Raw genomic sequence first — 16,146 nt, forward strand, 5'->3', positions numbered from 1 at the left:
GGGCAAAATAAAGGAGGAGGCCGCCCCGCGGCCGGGGGACATTTGCGCCAGGGGCCTACCGGCCGCCACGGGGCTCGGCTTGCGGTGCAAAGGCAGAAGCCAGGCTCTTATGGCCTTGGTCGGTGGGTCGGGCGCKGGGCCCGCATGCGCTTGGAGGCGAAATAAAGGAGGAGGTGGCGGCYGCAGGCCGACGCCGGGGGCGTCGCCGGAAAGGGCATGCGGGCCCMGCGCCCGACCCACCGACCGCCGAGCCTCCTAGCGCATGGGAAAGAGCGCGGACAACAGGCGCGTAACCGCTTCACCCCGCCACGATGTACTGCTGCAGCTGATCCAGCTTCTGCGCCTGCTCATCGATCACCGACTTGACCAGATCGCCGATCGAGATCACCCCGACCACGCTGCCAGCATCGACCACCGGCAGGTGCCGGATGCGGTAATCGGTCACCAGCTGCAGGCAATGCTCGACCTGCTCGGCCAAGGCCACCGTCACCACCTTCGCGGTCATGATGTCGCTCACCCGCGTCGTCCGCGAAGAGCGCTCGTGCAGCACGATCTTGCGCGCGTAATCGCGCTCGGAGAGGATCCCGACCAGTTGCCGGCCCTCCATCACCACCACCGCCCCGATGCCCTTGTCGGCCATCAGCCGGATCGCGTCGATCACCGCCGCGTCCGGGGGTACCGCGAAAACCTCAGGGGACTTGCCTTCCAACAGCTGTCGTACCGTGGTCATCTCGCTGCTCTCCACTGATGGGATGCAGGCCCGAGTCTGCCACGAACGGCGCCTGCCAAGTGTCAACCAGGTACAGCGGACGCTGCTTGGACTCCTCGTACAGCCGCCCCAGGTATTCCCCGATGAGGCCCAGTGCGATCAACTGCACGCCGCCCAGGAACAGGATCACGACCATCATCGTCGGCCAGCCCGCCACCCGGTCCCCGTACAGCGCCGCCTTGCCCACGATCCACAGTGCGAACAGGAAAGCGAAGCCGGCCGCGGCCAGTCCCAGGTACGTCGTCACCCGCAAGGGCGCGGTCGAAAAACCGGTGATCCCTTCCAGCGCGAAATTCCACAGCTTCCACAGCCCGAACTTGCTCTCCCCCACCAACCGCGCATGCCGGTGGTAGGGCAGCGCCTTGCGCCGGAAGCCGACCCAGCCGAACAGCCCCTTCATGAACCGGTGGCGTTCACGCAGCTGTCCCAGCGCCTCCAGCGCGCGCGACGACAACAGGCGGAAATCGCCGGTATCGGCGGGGATCGGGGTCTTGGACAGACGCCCGATCACCCGGTAGAACGCCGCCGCCGTACTGCGCTTGAACCAGCTTTCGCCGTCGCGCACCAGCCGCGTGCCGTACACGTTGTCGTAGCCCTGCTGCCACAAGGCGACGAACTCGGGAATCAGTTCGGGCGGATCCTGGCCATCGGCGTCGAGGATCATCGCCGCCCCGTCCCCGACGAAATCCAATCCCGCGGTCAGTGCCGCTTCCTTGCCGAAGTTACGCGACAGCCGCAGCACGCCCACGCGCGGGTCGGCCTCGGCCAGCGCCTGCATCACCGCCCACGTGGTGTCGGTGCTGCCGTCATCGACATACAGCACCCGCCCCTCGATATCGGGCAGCCCGTCCAGTACCGCGCGCAGCCGCGGGTGCAGCATCGGCAGCACCAGCGCTTCGTTGTGTGCCGCAATGACCAGGGTCAGGCGTTGGGCTGTCATGCGGGGATTGTAGCGGTCGGCATTCAGTCCTCGCCCAGATAGGCGCCGCCGCCCAACTGGCGGGCCTGGCGCTGGATCCATGCCGCGCGGCGCTGCACGTACGGCCCCGGCTTGCTGGCGTTGTAGCGGCGCGGCGCCGGCAGCACCGCGGCAAGGCGCGCGCTCTCGGCCGGGCTCAGGCGCGCGGCGTCCTTGCCCCAGTACTGCCGGGCCGCCGCCTGCGCGCCATAGATGCCGTCGCCGAACTCGGCAATGTTGGCGTACATCTCCAGGATCCGCGACTTCGGCCACAGCGCCTCGATCAGCACCGTGTACCAGACCTCCAGGCCCTTGCGGATCCAGCTGCGGCCCTGCCACAGGAACAGATTCTTGGCGACCTGCTGGCTGATCGTGCTGGCCCCGCGCAGGCGCCCCCCCTTGGCGTTGTGGTCGCGCGCCTTCTCGATCGCCTGCAGGTCAAAGCCATTGTGCTCGGGGAAGCGCTGGTCTTCGGCGGCCACCAGCGAGATCGGCAGGCTCGGTGCCATCTGGTCCAGGTCGCGCCACTGGTAATGCAGGCGGTAGTCCCAATCGCCCTGGCCCAGCGCCTCGCCGTACCGCCACAGCATCACCGTGGACAGCGGCGGATCGATGAAGCGCAGCACCAGCACCTGCAGCACACTGAAGGCGGCAAACAGCACCGGCAGCCACAGCAACCGCTTCCAGTGCCAACGCCGCGGGCGTGACGGTTCCAGGCCCGGTCCGGCCTTGAGATTGCTGCGCTCTGCCCCCATCAGTGGTGCATCCTTTGCTTGCACGGTTGTCGGCGCATTATCCGGCAACCGCCCCTCTATAAGCGCAGCCACCGAGCCGATGACCGCCCAATCCGACACCCTTGTCCGTTTCCTGCTTCCCGCTGCCGGCGTCCGCGGCGTGCACGTGCACCTCGATGCGACCTGGCGCGAGATCCTGTCCCATGCCGTGTACCCGCCGACCGCCGCTGAACTTCTCGGCGAGGCCAGCGTCGCCTCGGCGCTGTTCACCGGGCACACCAAGGTCGACGGGCGCCTGTCGATCCAGCTGCGCAGCAACACCCCCATGCGCACCCTGTTCGCCGAATGCACGGCCGCCGGTACCCTGCGCGGCATCGTGCAACTGGCCGACGGCGGTGGCGATGCGCCGCGCGATCTGACCTCGCTGGGCGAGGATGCGCTGCTGGCCATCACCATCGAGAACCCGGGCCTGGACCCGCGCGAACCGCAGCGCTACCAGAGCCTGGTCGGGCTCACCGCCTCCGGCCTTGACGAAGCCTTCGAAGATTACTTCCGTCAGTCCGAACAGCTGCCCACGCGATTGCTGCTGGCCGCCGACGGCGAACACGCCGCCGGCCTGCTGCTGCAGAAGCTGCCCGGCGACGAGGGCGACCACGACGGCTGGTCGCGCGCCAGCGCCCTGTTCGAGACGCTGGGCAAGCAGGAACTGCTTGAAGTGGCCGGCAATGAACTGCTGCACCGCCTCTTCCATGAAGAAGCGCCGGAACTGCTGGGCGAACGCCCGCTGCGCTTCGACTGCTCCTGCTCGCGCGAGCGGGTGGAGGGCATGCTGGAATCGCTGGGCGAGGTGGAAGCCCGCGCCGCGGCCGAACCCACCGGCGCGATTGACGTGCGTTGCGAATTCTGCGGACGCGAGTATCACTTTCCCTTGACGGAACTGGCCATACTGTTCAGCGATACCGGTGTTTCCTCGCCGGCACCTGAACGGCTTCAGTAATTGCCGCACGAGTTTTGTTCTGGGGAGAACGAAGACTTGTTAAGAAATCATAAACGCCCTAGGATCAGTGTCCCGCTTCGGCGGGAACTTGTGCTCACCGCTGCTGTCTGAGAATTCCCATGCGCTCCCTTCTGCGTCTACCGCTGGCCCTTGTGATCGCCCTCGCTGCGATAACGGGCGCGCATGCGCAGAACAAGCCGCGCCAGGACAGCACCGTGCTGCCGATCTGGAACAAGGGCAGCGGCAAGGTCGAGGCCCTGCTGTACCTGGAACCGACCGGCGAACAGGCGGTCGGCGCACGCTGGCATTTCGGCCGCAGCTCGCTGGACGCCGCCTTCGGGCTGTCCTCCGGCGATTCGCTGGGCCTGCTCTGCAACAGCAGCCGCGGCACCAGCATCAGCGGCCTGGCCAGTCATTGCATGTTGGCCAGCCTGGGGGACGATGAAGACAGCTCGCTCAGCCGCCGGGTCAGTGGCACCGCTGCATTCAACCGTCCTGGCGGACGCCTGGGCATCACCGCCGGCAGCGGCCGCGATACCCTGCCCGCGTGGCTGGCCGGTCCCAACAAGTCGCCGGCGCTGCGCGCCGAGCAGAACGACCTGACCGTGTTCGGCCAGAAGAACATCGGTCGCGAAGGCTTTGTGTCGATCGGCGGCACCTATGCCAAGGCACGCCTGGTTCCGCTGTCCGATGCCTCCCCGGCGCTGGTCGACCGCTGGGACAGCAAGAGCCTGACCATCGGTGCCGGCTACGGCAATTTCAGCGGCAACATCATCGGCCGCGTGGTCGATGTGCCCGGGCAGCCCGGCAAGTGGGAAGGCCTCGGCGTCGGCCTGACCTGGCGCACCCCGTGGAGCGGTCAGCTCACCGTCGGTGCCGAGAACGTGATCACCCGCGGCAAGAATCCCTTCGCCCCGCGCAACGAGAGCACCGACGAAGGCACCGTGCCCTACGTCCGCTACGAACAGGATCTCTGATCCCCCAGCGCCTGGCGCGGGTGGATGTTTCGAAAGGCGCGCCCGCCACGGCGCGCCTTTTTTTGTTCCAGTGGTGCCGCCTCCCAGCAGACGGATCGCCGAAGACGTTGCACATCTTGTGTCTCATGAACGGTCAGAAACCGGGCGTGATGCGCCACCTCGCTGATGCGACTCGAAACCGATTGATACAAATGGTGACAAATCAATTGCAACTATTTTCTTCACCTTATCTTAACCATCGAGACAAAAATAAGGCAGCCAAATCAAGATGTAATTGATTTGGAAGGCATTTTTTCAACGACAGGCCACGCACAAGCTGTATTAACGCTACTTTAATTCTTTGGAATCCGCAGTTACTATCGAGTCAGCCTCGTGGTGCTTGGCGCCGCTTCTTTGGTGCCGCCGCAGGCAAACACACCCTAGTGAATACCCAAGATTCCCTTGGAGAGAGAGAGCCAATGAATTTCAAGTCCAACAAGCTGCGTGATGCGGTCGTGGTCGCGCTGGTCGCGAGCGCCGGCGTCGCCACTGCACAGGCACAGGAGTCGGGCAGCCCGACCAACCTCGATCGCATCGAGGTCACCGGTTCGCGCATCCGCCAGGTCGATACCGAAACCGCACAGCCGGTCCTGACCATCACCCGTGACCAGATCCAGCAGCAGGGCTTCAAGTCGGTCGCCGACATCCTGCAGAACATTCCGACCGCCGGTTCCCCGGCCATCAGCCGCACCTCGCCGCTGAGCTCGGGTGAAGCCGTCGGTGGTTACTACATCGACCTGCGCAACCTCGGTGCCAACCGCACCCTGGTCCTGGTCGACGGTCGTCGCCTGGGCATCACCAACGATGGCCTGCAGGACGTCGCCTCGATTCCGTCGGCCATGGTCGAACGCATCGAAGTGCTGAAGGACGGCGCATCCACCATCTACGGCTCGGACGCCATCGCCGGCGTGATCAACATCATCACCCGCAAGAACTTCGAAGGCGCCGAAGCCAACGTCTACATCGGCCAGTGGGATCAGGGCGATGGCAAGCGCGAGAACTACGACTTCATCATGGGCTTCCGTGGTGAGCGCGGCTCGCTGACCGCCGGCGTCGAATACACCAACGAAGATCCGGTGTGGGCCAAGGACCGCTGGTTCTCCCGCGACCGCTTCCCGACCGGCGAGAAGAGCGACCCGCGTCCGGGCGGCCTGTCCGGTACCTCGCAGTGGGGCCGCTTCCTCTACAACGGCACCAACTACACCCTGCGTCGTGACGTCGCCGGCCTGGATCCGACCGACTTTGCCAGCTACCGTCCGATCAACGGCACCGATGTCTCCAACCCGGCGCTGGCCTCGACCGTGTACAGCGGCATCAAGCGCAAGTCGGCCTTCTTGAACGGCACGTTCGACTTCACCGACAACGTGCGCTTCGACACCAGCGTGATGTACACCGACCGCGAGTCGTTCGCCCAGAACGCCGGTTATCCGTTTGCCAGCGCCAATTTCCCGCTCAGCGAAGTGGGCCTCTCGGCCGACAGCGTGTTCAACCCGGTTGGCGAGGACATCGACTATGTCCGCCGCGGCTGGGAAGTGCCGCGCCAGGTGCAGAACAACCTGACCACCACCCGCTTCACTGGCGTGTTCAGCGGCTCCTTCCAGACCGGTGAGAAGTACTGGGACTGGGAAGCGGGCTACCTGTACAACCAGAACAAGGGCACCCAGATCAGCACGGGTAACCTGAACACCTACGCGGTTGGCCGGGCCACCGGTCCGTCGTTCCTCAACGCGAACGGCCAGTACCAGTGCGGCACCCCCACCGACGCGGTTCCGATCCCGGTCGGCTCCGGCCCGGGGGCATGCACCCCGTGGAACCCGCTGATCCCGGACGGTTACAACTCGCCCAACAGCCTGTCCGACCCGAACGTGCAGGCCTATCTGTACCAGCCGGGCCAGGCCGTCTCCAAGACCGTCACCAAGAACTACTTCGCCAACATCTCCGGCAGCGTGCTGACCCTGCCGGCCGGTGACCTGGGCGTTGCCCTGGGCATCGAGCGTCGCGAAGAAAGCGGCTCGTTCTCGCCGGACGCGCTGGCCCAGACCGGTATCTCCACCGATCTGGCTTCCGGCCCGACCGCGGGCGGTTACAACCTCAACGAGGTCTACCTGGAACTGCAGGTGCCGATCCTGGCCGACCTGCCGTTCGCCAAGGAACTGACCGTCACCGCCGCGACCCGTTACTCGGATTACGACACCTTCGGTGACACGCTCAACAGCAAGTTCGGCCTGAAGTGGAAGCCGATCGACCAGCTGCTGATCCGTGGTACTTGGTCGGAAGGCTTCCGCGCCCCGACCGTGGCCGATCTGTACGGCGGTATCTCGCAGACCTTCGAGGACTACACCGATCCGTGCGATACCTCGTACGGTCCGGCGGGCGGCAACGCGCGCTGCCTCCAGGACGTGCCGGCGGGCTTCCGCCAGCTCGATTCCTCGGGCACCACCGTTTCCCCGGGCCCGGGTGAGCAGACCAACGTGCCGTTCGTCACCGGCTCGAGCCCGGAGCTGACCCCGGAAACCTCCAAGTCCAAGACCTTGGGCGTGGTCTGGAGCCCGGAGTTCCTCACCGGCTTCAACACCTCGCTGGACTGGTGGAACATCCGCATCGACAACACCATCGTTGCCGATACGCCGACCGACCTGCTCAATGACTGCTACCTGCGTGGCATCGAGTCGCGCTGCGTCGGGTTCAGCCGTAACGCTGCGGGTAACATCACGGCCCTGAACTTCGGCCTGCGCAACGCCGGTTACCAGGAAGTGGAAGGCTTCGACTTCGACCTGAACTACCGCTTCGAGACCAGCTTCGGCAACTTCACCACCTCGCTGCAGAACAGCTACGTGGTCAAGAGCGAAATCAAGCAGGACAACTCGGACAACCCGCCGACCCAGCAGAACGGCTTCGGCGGCAACTTCCGCCTGCGCTCGAACGCTACGATCAACTGGCAGCTGGACAACCTGTCGGTGACCTGGACCGCGCGTTACTACTCCGGTACCAAGGAAGAGTGCTTCTTCGACGACCGCTGCACCCTGCCGAACTTCAGCGCTCCGGACACTGCCGGTCAGATCCTGGCGCAGAACGAGCTGGGCTCCAACACCTTCCACGACCTGCAGGTTGCCTACACCCTGCCGTGGAATGCGTCGGTGGCCATCGGTGCCAACAACGTGTTCGACCATTGGGCTGCGCCGGCATACGCCCAGCCGAACTCGGGCTACTCGTACTACGGTGGCTTCGACATCGGTCGCTTCGTCTACATGAAGTACCAGCAGAAGTTCTGATCGCTCCACGGATCAGCACCTGATGCAGCAACGGCCCCGAAAGGGGCCGTTGTTTTTTGTGCGACAGCTGCCGGCGCGGAAACGGTCGACCACGAAAAAGGCCGCGTCTCCGCAGCCTTTTCGCCTGCAACCCGGCGCTGCTCAGCCGATCGGGATCAGCGTCTCGATAACATGCTCGACGTACGCCTCGAAATCCTCGCGGGCCTGCTTGGGCTGCTGCAATTGCAGCGACAACTGCAGGAAGCCGACATAGGCCGCATACGCCAACCGTGCGCGGTGCTGCGCATCGGTGCGGCTCAGCCCGGCCTGGCGGAACGAGGCCACCAGGTATTCCAGCCGACGGTGCGACACGCGGTCGATGACCGGCCGCACCATCGGGTGGTCCAGCGCCTTGAGCAGCTCGCTGTAGATGATGTGCGGCTGTACCTCGTGCGCCACCACCTGGAACAACTGGCGCAGGCGCACGCGCGGATCGGGCACGTCTTCCAGGCTGCCGAACACCTGCTCCTGCTCGAACAGCTCCCAGCGCTCCAGCGCGGCCTGCAGCAGCGCATCACGGGAGGGGAAATGCCAGTAGAAACTGCCCTTGGTCACCCCCAGCCGACGCGCCAACGGTTCCACCGCGACCGCACCAACGCCTTGTTCTGCAATGAGGTCCAGGGCGGCCTGGGCCCAGTCTTCCGCGCTCAGGCGGCTGTTGCGGCCGGCACGTGGCTCGCCGGCGGAAGCTTCAGGTTCATTCATGGCAACGATTTAACCATACGCCGGGGTCCGTGTCCGCCAAATGCCGCGGCCGCAGCCGGTCCGGCGCCTTCATCACGCGTGCTGGCCCGCCCCTCCCGCAGCATTGCAGCGACCACCATACCCTCAAGTATTGACATGCCACGGGGCAGGTCCATACTAACGAGTATGGTCAATCCTTCCGCTACCCTGCCCCGTTTTGAAGATGAGCGACTGACCGGCGCGCAGGACGCCGTGCTGGCTGCTACCCGCTCCCCGCCGGGACGCCGCGGCACGGTGCTGTTCGCCCATGGCTTCGGCCAGACCCGGCATGCCTGGATCACCACCGCGCAGTCACTCGCCGCCGCCGGGTACCAGACCCTGGCTTATGACGCGCGCGGCCACGGCGATTCGGACTGGAACCCGACCGAACTTGCGTACCACGGCGAGCAGTTCGCCGACGACCTGATCGTGCTGGCCGGCGAACAACCGCAGCCGCCGATCCTGGTCGCCGCCTCGATGGGCGGCCTGTTCGGGCTGCTCGCCGAATCGCGCTGGCCTGGCCTGTTCTCGGCGATGGTGCTGGTGGACATTACGCCGCGCTGGGACACCGCCGGGGTCGAACGCATTCTGATGTTCATGACCGCGCACCCGGACGGCTTCGCATCGCTGTCGCAGGCCGCCGACGTGATCTCGGCCTACATGCCACACCGCCCGCGCAAGTCCGACGATTCCCTGCGCGCGCTGCTGCGCGAAGACGGCCACGGTCGCTGGCGCTGGCATTGGGACCCGCGCCTGGTCGCCGAACTGGCGCGCGACAGCGAGCAGCACCAAGACGCGCTCGCCGAAGCGGCGCGCCAGGTGAAATGCCCGTTGCTGCTGGTCAGCGGCGGGCGCAGCACCCTGGTCACCCCGCAGACGGTGGCCGAATTCCTCGCGTTGGTGCCGCATGCGCGCCATGTGCAGTTGCCGGAGGCCACGCACATGGTCGCCGGTGACGACAACAACGCCTTTACCGCTACTGTGTTGGACTATCTGGACGTGTTGCCCTCGGCCTCCGCCGTGGCACAGTCCGCCACTACCGAGCACGTCACCGGAGCACGCTCATGAGCATTGTCGTTCCCTTCCTGGCCATCCTGCTGGCGGGCGCCATCGTCGCCTACCATCGGATGCGGCTGATCACCTGGACGATCATCAGCGTCGTGCTGCTGGCCGCCTGCTGGTTCATCCCCTACGTCAACCAGACCGCCACCATCGTGGCCGCCGCCATCGTCGCGGTCATCGCCGTGCCGCTGCTGCTGCCCTTCATCCGCAAGCCGCTGCTGACCGCACCGATGATGAAGGTGTTCCGCAAGGTGCTGCCGCCGCTGTCGCAGACCGAGCGCATCGCGCTGGAAACCGGCTCGGTCGGCTTCGAAGGCCAGCTGTTCACCGGTGACCCGGACTGGAACATCCTGCTGAACTACCCCAAGCCGCAGCTCACCGCCGAAGAACAGGCCTTCCTCGATGGCCCGGTCGAAGCGCTGTGCAAGATGGTCAATGACTGGGAAATCACCCACGTTTACGCCGACCTGCCGCCGGAACTGTGGAGCTTCATCAAGAAGAACAAGTTCTTCGGCATGATCATTCCGAAGGAATACGGCGGCCTGGGCTTCAGCGCGCTGGCCCACCACAAGGTGATCCAGAAGCTGGCCTCGGTGTCGAGCGTGGTCAGCTCCACCGTCGGCGTGCCCAACTCGCTCGGCCCGGGCGAACTGCTCAACCACTACGGCACCCAGGCGCAGAAGGACCAGTACCTGCCACGCCTGGCCGATGGCCGCGAAGTGCCCTGCTTCGGCCTGACCGGTCCGTTTGCCGGCTCGGACGCCACCTCGATCCCCGATTACGGCATCGTCTGCAAGGGCGAGTGGAACGGCGAGCAGGTGCTCGGCGTCAAGCTCACCTTCGACAAGCGCTACATCACCCTGGCCCCGGTGGCCACGCTGATCGGCCTGGCCTTCCGCATGTACGACCCGGACGGGTTGATCGGCACCACCCGCGATATCGGCATCACCCTGGCGCTGCTGCCGCGTGAGACCGCCGGCGTGGAAATCGGCCGCCGCCACTTCCCGCTCAACTCGACCTTCCAGAACGGCCCGATCCGCGGCAAGGACGTGTTCATTCCGCTCACCCAGCTGATCGGCGGCGCCGAGAAGGCCGGCAAGGGCTGGAACATGCTCAACGAGTGCCTGGCCGTGGGCCGCTCGATCACCCTGCCCTCCACCGCCAGTGGCGGCGCGAAGGCCGGTGCGGTGGTGACCGGTGCCTATGCGCGCATCCGCAAGCAGTTCGGCCTGTCGGTCGGGCGCTTCGAAGGCGTGGAAGAAGCACTGGCCCGCATCGGCGGCAAGGCGTACGCGATCAGCGCGCTGTGCCAGGCCACCGCGGCTGCGGTGGACCGCGGCGATGTGCCGTCGGTGCCCTCGGCGATCGCCAAGTACCACTGCACCACCATGAGCCGTGAAGTCATCTCGGACATGATGGATGTGATCGGCGGCAAGGGCATCATCCTGGGGCCGCGCAACTTCGCCGGCCGCAGCTGGCAGGCCGCGCCGATCGCGATCACGGTGGAGGGCGCCAACATCATGACCCGCAGCCTGCTGATCTTCGGCCAGGGTGCGATCCTCTGCCACCCGTGGGTGCTGAAGGAAATGAAGGCCGCGCAGGACCCGGACACCAAGGCCGGCCTGCAGGAATTCGACCGCAGCCTGTTCGGGCATATCCGCTTCGGCATTTCCAACGCCGTGCGTTCGTTCTGGTTCGGCCTGACCGGCGCGCGTATCGGTGCCGCCCCGGGCGACGCCTACACCCGCCGTTACTTCCGCAAACTCGACCGGTATTCGGCCAACCTGGCGCTGATGGCCGACATCTCGATGATGACGCTGGGCGGCAAGCTGAAGTTCAAGGAATCGCTGTCCGGTCGTCTGGGCGATGTGCTGAGCCACATCTACATGACCAGCGCGATGCTCAAGCGTTACCACGACGAAGGGGCACCGGCGGCCGACCAGCCGCTGCTGGCCTGGGCCTTCCATGACAGCGTGCACAAGATCGAAGAGTCGTTGTCCGGTGCCCTGCGCAACTTCCCGATCCGTCCGATCGGCTGGCTGATGTGGCTGCTGATCTTCCCGTTCGGCCGTCGTGCCGAGGCGCCGGGCGACCGGCTGGGCCACCGCGTGGCCGCACTGCTGATGGCGCCCAACGAAGCGCGTGATCGCCTGGCCAACGGCGTGTTCCTGACCCCGTGCGAGAACAACCCGGGTGGCCGCATCAACAGCTACCTGTCCAAGGCGATCATGGCCGAGCCGGTGGAGCGCAAGTTCATCAAGGCGGTCAAGACCAAGGGTATCGAGGCGCTGGACTTCCACTCCCAGCTGGACGAAGCCGTGGCCGAGGGCGTGATCACCCAGGACGAGCGCACGCTGCTGGAAGAGCTGCGCACGCTGACCCTGGAAACCATCACCGTGGACGATTTCGATCCGCACGAGCTGCGTTCGGCCGGGTATTACGACCGCGAACGCAAGGATCAGCAGTCGCAGGAAGCGGCGTGATCCAGGCAGCGGCATAAACGAAAACGGCGGACTTCGGTCCGCCGTTTTTTTTTCGTTTTATCCAAGCACACGGACATGCCATATCTGAAAGCCCGTGCGCTGGGCAGAGGTGCGCGGGTTTGCGGGACACGCTGCAAGTACGTCCCTGTAAGCTCGCGTGCGCCATGGAGGGCGCACGCGAGCCTCCACGGATGGATTTACGGCGTGTCCTGCCAACCCACCCGTCCCGCCCAAGCCAGGCAACGGCCGTCCTCGCAGCCGTTGATCTGGCTCTTCGCTTCAGGCATCGACCTACCCGCACGTCCAAACTACGCGCGCGACGAGGGATGCATCACCGTGTTCAACGCGCGCAGCCCGGTATCGGTGGTGCTGCAGGCGAAGCGCTGATCGTTATCGCGCAGCCACCCATGGGGCGGCTCTACGCCGGTTCAGGCCGGCACCATCCACCAGGCGGCCACGGCGAGGATCGCCGGCACGGCCTGGATGAAGAAGATGCGCTTGTTGACGCTGTACGCGCCGTAGCAGCCGGCCACGATCACGCAGCCCAGCGAGAAGTTCACCAGCATCGGCAGATGATCGAACACGCCCCAGAACAGGCCGGCGGCCAGGAAGCCGTTGTACAGGCCCTGGTTGGCGGCCAGCACGCGGGTGGCCTCAGCCTTCTCCGGCGTGTTGCGGAAGGTCCTCAGACCGAGCGGCCGGGTCCACAGGAACATCTCCAGCACGAGGAAGTACACGTGCAGCAGGGCGACCAGCAGGGTCAGGGTCAGTGCGGTCCAGTACATGGGCAGGCCTCGATGGGATGCGGAGAGCTTACTCCGGGCGCTCGGCCGGCAGCTTCTTTTCCTCGCGCAGCAACCCGAACGCGGCCGTGGTCATGATCCCGGCCACCACCAGGCCACCGGCGAACACCGCATGCGACCCGAACAGCGACAGCCCCTTGTGGACCCAGGCGAAGGTCAGGTCCGCACCGCGGTACACCACGGTGTCGATCGCCGCGCCGGCCTTGTAGCGCCACTGGCGGTCCACACGGGTGAAGATCGTCTCGCGCGCGGGCTTGGCCAGCGAGAACTCGCTGGCGCGGGTCATGATCTGCACCAGCGCCACCAGCATCGGCAACGGCGAAGCGGCCAGCACCGAGAAGCCGATGATGATCGCAAAGCCGGGGATCAACAGCGCCGGGGCGATGCCGTGGCGCGACAGCAGCCAGCGGGTCAGGCCCAGCTGCAGGATCAGGGTCAACGCATTGACTGCCAGGTCCACCCGCGAGAAGAACGCGGTGCTGGCCGCCGGGTCGGTGTACAGACGGCGCACGATCGCCGCCTGCTCGTTGTACAGCAGCGTCCCGATGCCCACCCCGAACAGCACCAGCACCGCCAGCCAGCGCAGCAGCGGCTCGCGCGCGATCAGTTTGAGGCCGTCGAGCACGCTGCCGCCCATCGGGGTCTCACCCGAGGCCAGCTGTTGTTCCTGCTCCCGCGCCACGGCCCACAACCGCAGCCGCCAGATGCACCCCAGGCAGGCGGTGAGGAATCCCGCCGAGACCAGCATCAAGTTGGCGATGCCGACCCGCTGCACCAGCGCCGAGGTGATGATCGGGCCCAGGAAGGCACCGAGGGTGCCGGCCGCACCGATGTAGCCGTACACCGCGCGCGCCTGCGTGTTGGAGAACACGTCGGCCATGAAGCTCCAGAACACGGCGACCGCAAACAGGTTGAACACCGCGGCCCAGAAGAAGAACGCCATGCCGCGCCCGGGGACGCCACTGTCGAACAGCAGATAGAAGCCCAACAGGGAGACGATGAAGAAACCATAGACCGCCGGCAGGAACACCCGGCGCGGGTAGCTGCTGACCACCGCGCCGTACAGCGGCTGCAGCACCAGCATGATCAGGAACACGCAGGTGAACAGGACCTGCAATACGAAGTCCTGCAGCGCGATGCCATGCGCACTGAACCAGTTGATCAGCACCGGCGGGAACACCGCCTGCGGATCGGACGAAGCGGCCATCGCCTCGCGCACCGGGCGCAGCACGTAGTAGCCGCTGAGCAGGCAGAAGAAGTACAGGCATGCCCAGATCAGCGGAGGGGATTGCCGCAGCGCCCCGCGCAGCCCCGGACGTACCGGTGCCGGTGCTGCAGCACTCATCGCACCCACTCCCGGTCCGGGCGGCGTGACAACGGCGGCATCGTGGCGACTCCAGGCAGCAGAGCCCGCAAGGTAAACGATGCACCGCAACATCGCCAGTCTCCGGCAGGGCCATGCACGCAACGCAGCGTGGCTGTCATCCCGTCCCCGCTACCGGCCGCCCTGCCCTATGCTCGCAGGGCACCGTTGGGGAGCGGTCCGTATTCGAGGGGAACCATGTACGACTACATCATCGTGGGCGCCGGCTCGGCCGGCTGCGTACTGGCCAACCGCCTCAGTGCCGATCCGCGCTGCCGGGTGCTGCTGCTGGAGGCCGGTCCGCGCGACCGCARCCCGTTCATCCACATGCCGGCCGGACTGGCCCGGCTGGTCAACAACCGGCGCATCAACTGGAACCTGGAAACCGAAACCGAGCCGGCACTGGACGGACGCCGGCTGTGGTGGCCGCGCGGCAAGGTGCTGGGCGGCTCCAGTTCGATCAACGCGATGTGCTACGTGCGCGGGGTGGCCGCCGACTACGACGGTTGGGCCGCCGCCGGTGCCAGCGGTTGGGAATGGGCGCAGGTGCTGCCGTGGTTCCTGCACAGCGAATCCAACAGCCGCGGCGGCAGCGCGCTGCATGGCGACGCCGGGCCGCTGTCGGTGTCCGACCTGCGCCACCACAACCCCCTCTCGGCCGCCTTCCTCGATGCGGCCGTGCAGGCCGGGCACGCACGCAACGATGACTTCAACGGCGCTGCGCAGCTCGGCGTCGGCCTGTACCAGGTCACCCAGCGCGAAGGCGCCCGGTGTTCCACCGCCACCGCCTACCTGCGCCCCGCGCGCGGTCGGCGCAACCTGACCGTGCTTACCGGCGCGCGTGCCACCGCGCTGAGCTTCAGCGGCGACGCCGCCAGCGGCGTGTTTTTCCACCAGGGCCGCCAGCATCGGCATGCCGCCGCGAGCGGCGAGGTGATCCTCAGTGCCGGCGCGATCCATTCACCCCAGTTGCTGATGCTGTCCGGGATCGGCGCGGCCACGCCGCTGCGCAGGCATGGCATCAGCGTGCGCGCCGACCTGCCCGGGGTCGGCGGCAACCTGCAGGACCACCTGGACATCTGCACCCTGGTGCACACCCTGCCGGGGGTGAGCTACGACCGCGCCAACCAGGCGCGCATCGCCGTCGACTATTTCCTGCGCGGCCGTCGCGGCGCCGGCAGCAGCAACATCGCCGAAGCCGGCGGTTTCGCGCGCTCGGCCTTGGCCACCGACGCGCGCGCCGACGTGCAGTTCCACTTCGTGCCGGCCATGCTGGACAACCACGGCCGTCACCGACTCCCCGGCGATGGCTACACGCTGCATGCCTGCGCCCTGCATCCGCGCAGCCGCGGCCGGATCCTGCTGCGCGATGCCGACGCGGCGTCCGCGCCGCGGATCGAAGCCAACTACCTCAGCGATGCCGACGGCGCCGACCTGGCGATGATGAAGGAATGCGTGCGCATGTCTGCGGCGATCCTGCGCCAACCGGCCTTCGATCGCTGGCGCGGCGCACCGATCTTCCCGCCCCGGCAGGACCTGGACGATGCGGCGTTGACCGCCTTCATCCGCGCCAAGGCCGAAACCATCTACCACCCGGTCGGCACCTGCGCGATGGGCATCCACGCCGACGCGGTGGTCGATCCGCAGCTGCGCGTGCGCGGACTGCGCCGGCTGCGGGTGGTGGATGCCTCGGTGATGCCGAGCCTGGTCAGCGGCAACACCAACGCGCCGACCATCATGCTGGCCGAGCGTGCCGCGCAGTGGATACTGCAGGACGCTGTCTCAAGCTGAACAGGGCTGCGCTGCCAAGTACCGCGGGGAGCGGCCGGGTGATGCAAAAACCGCGCCTTTTCAACCAGATACGCATTCATCTTCGCTTCGTTTGTGCAATCACGAAAAGCGGCGCTAGAATCGGTCACAGCAGTTG

At 66.3% G+C, this 16,146-nt stretch carries 13 protein-coding genes; 7 read left to right on the forward strand and 6 right to left on the reverse strand.

The genetic code is table 11. The features are described from left to right. Positions 1–298: 298 nt before the first annotated feature. Genes AC1DR7_RS07840 through mtgA form a run of 3 tightly spaced genes read right to left on the reverse strand, consistent with a single transcriptional unit; the run spans position 299 to position 2,482 of the window. On the reverse strand, positions 299–730 hold the full coding sequence (locus tag AC1DR7_RS07840) for a CBS domain-containing protein (protein WP_256775819.1): 432 nt from the start codon (positions 728–730) through the stop codon (positions 299–301). After that, a complete protein-coding gene (locus tag AC1DR7_RS07845; RefSeq protein ID WP_478052756.1) occupies positions 690–1,709 on the reverse strand; it encodes a glycosyltransferase family 2 protein in 1,020 nt (339 codons plus the stop codon). Before AC1DR7_RS07845 ends, AC1DR7_RS07840 begins: the two co-directional genes overlap by 41 nt. 23 nt (positions 1,710–1,732) lie before the next feature. Continuing rightward, positions 1,733–2,482, reverse strand: coding sequence for a monofunctional biosynthetic peptidoglycan transglycosylase (gene mtgA, locus AC1DR7_RS07850; RefSeq protein WP_457318362.1), 750 nt, complete (start codon positions 2,480–2,482; stop codon positions 1,733–1,735). A gap of 79 nt (positions 2,483–2,561) precedes the next feature. Between mtgA and hslO the strand changes: the two genes are divergently transcribed. The 3 genes from hslO (at position 2,562) to AC1DR7_RS07865 (ending at position 7,746) form a co-directional block, all read left to right on the forward strand. After that, positions 2,562–3,458: an Hsp33 family molecular chaperone HslO gene (gene hslO / locus AC1DR7_RS07855; RefSeq protein ID WP_256775822.1), complete on the forward strand. Its 897-nt coding sequence runs from the start codon at positions 2,562–2,564 to the stop codon at positions 3,456–3,458. 119 nt (positions 3,459–3,577) lie between these two features. Then, positions 3,578–4,435, forward strand: coding sequence for an XOO1806 family protein (locus AC1DR7_RS07860; protein ID WP_256775823.1), 858 nt, complete (start codon positions 3,578–3,580; stop codon positions 4,433–4,435). 458 nt (positions 4,436–4,893) lie between these two features. After that, positions 4,894–7,746: a TonB-dependent receptor gene (locus AC1DR7_RS07865; RefSeq protein WP_457318360.1), complete on the forward strand. Its 2,853-nt coding sequence runs from the start codon at positions 4,894–4,896 to the stop codon at positions 7,744–7,746. Between the two features lie 141 nt (positions 7,747–7,887). On the opposite strand, the gene AC1DR7_RS07870 is transcribed toward AC1DR7_RS07865, so the two are convergent. Beyond that, the gene (locus AC1DR7_RS07870) at positions 7,888–8,490 is read right to left on the reverse strand and encodes a TetR/AcrR family transcriptional regulator (protein ID WP_228884169.1); all 603 of its coding nucleotides are present in this window, start codon (positions 8,488–8,490) and stop codon (positions 7,888–7,890) included. A 165-nt stretch (positions 8,491–8,655) separates the two neighbouring features. On the opposite strand from AC1DR7_RS07870, the gene AC1DR7_RS07875 reads away from it, so the two are divergent. From AC1DR7_RS07875 to AC1DR7_RS07885, 3 genes are all read left to right on the forward strand, one after another. Next, positions 8,656–9,576 (forward strand): alpha/beta fold hydrolase, encoded by a 921-nt coding sequence (locus AC1DR7_RS07875; protein ID WP_478052079.1) that lies wholly within the window; start codon positions 8,656–8,658, stop codon positions 9,574–9,576. Further along, entirely contained in the window at positions 9,573–12,053 is a 2,481-nt protein-coding gene (locus AC1DR7_RS07880; RefSeq protein WP_256777739.1) for an acyl-CoA dehydrogenase, read from the forward strand. The genes AC1DR7_RS07875 and AC1DR7_RS07880 overlap by 4 nt, the downstream gene beginning before the upstream one ends. A gap of 204 nt (positions 12,054–12,257) precedes the next feature. Beyond that, positions 12,258–12,440 carry a hypothetical protein gene (locus AC1DR7_RS07885; RefSeq protein WP_457318358.1) on the forward strand — a complete coding sequence of 61 codons (183 nt, stop codon included), beginning with the start codon at positions 12,258–12,260 and terminating at the stop codon, positions 12,438–12,440. Positions 12,441–12,481: 41 nt separating this feature from the next. Here the strand turns inward: AC1DR7_RS07885 and AC1DR7_RS07890 are convergent, their stop codons facing one another. Both AC1DR7_RS07890 and AC1DR7_RS07895 read right to left on the reverse strand, forming a co-directional pair. Beyond that, positions 12,482–12,838, reverse strand: a complete 357-nt coding sequence (locus AC1DR7_RS07890) for a DUF1304 domain-containing protein (protein ID WP_256775827.1) — start codon at positions 12,836–12,838, stop codon at positions 12,482–12,484. 28 nt (positions 12,839–12,866) lie between these two features. Further along, a complete protein-coding gene (locus AC1DR7_RS07895) occupies positions 12,867–14,201 on the reverse strand; it encodes an NTP/NDP exchange transporter (protein WP_457318357.1) in 1,335 nt (444 codons plus the stop codon). Positions 14,202–14,417: 216 nt separating this feature from the next. Here AC1DR7_RS07895 and AC1DR7_RS07900 point away from each other — a divergent pair, with 216 nt between their 5' ends. Beyond that, complete coding sequence (locus tag AC1DR7_RS07900) at positions 14,418–16,010, forward strand: GMC family oxidoreductase (RefSeq protein WP_478076439.1); 1,593 nt, start codon at positions 14,418–14,420, stop codon at positions 16,008–16,010. The last annotated feature ends 136 nt before the right edge of the window (positions 16,011–16,146 follow it).

It is taken from the genome of Stenotrophomonas sp. P5_A9 (genome assembly GCF_056400525.1).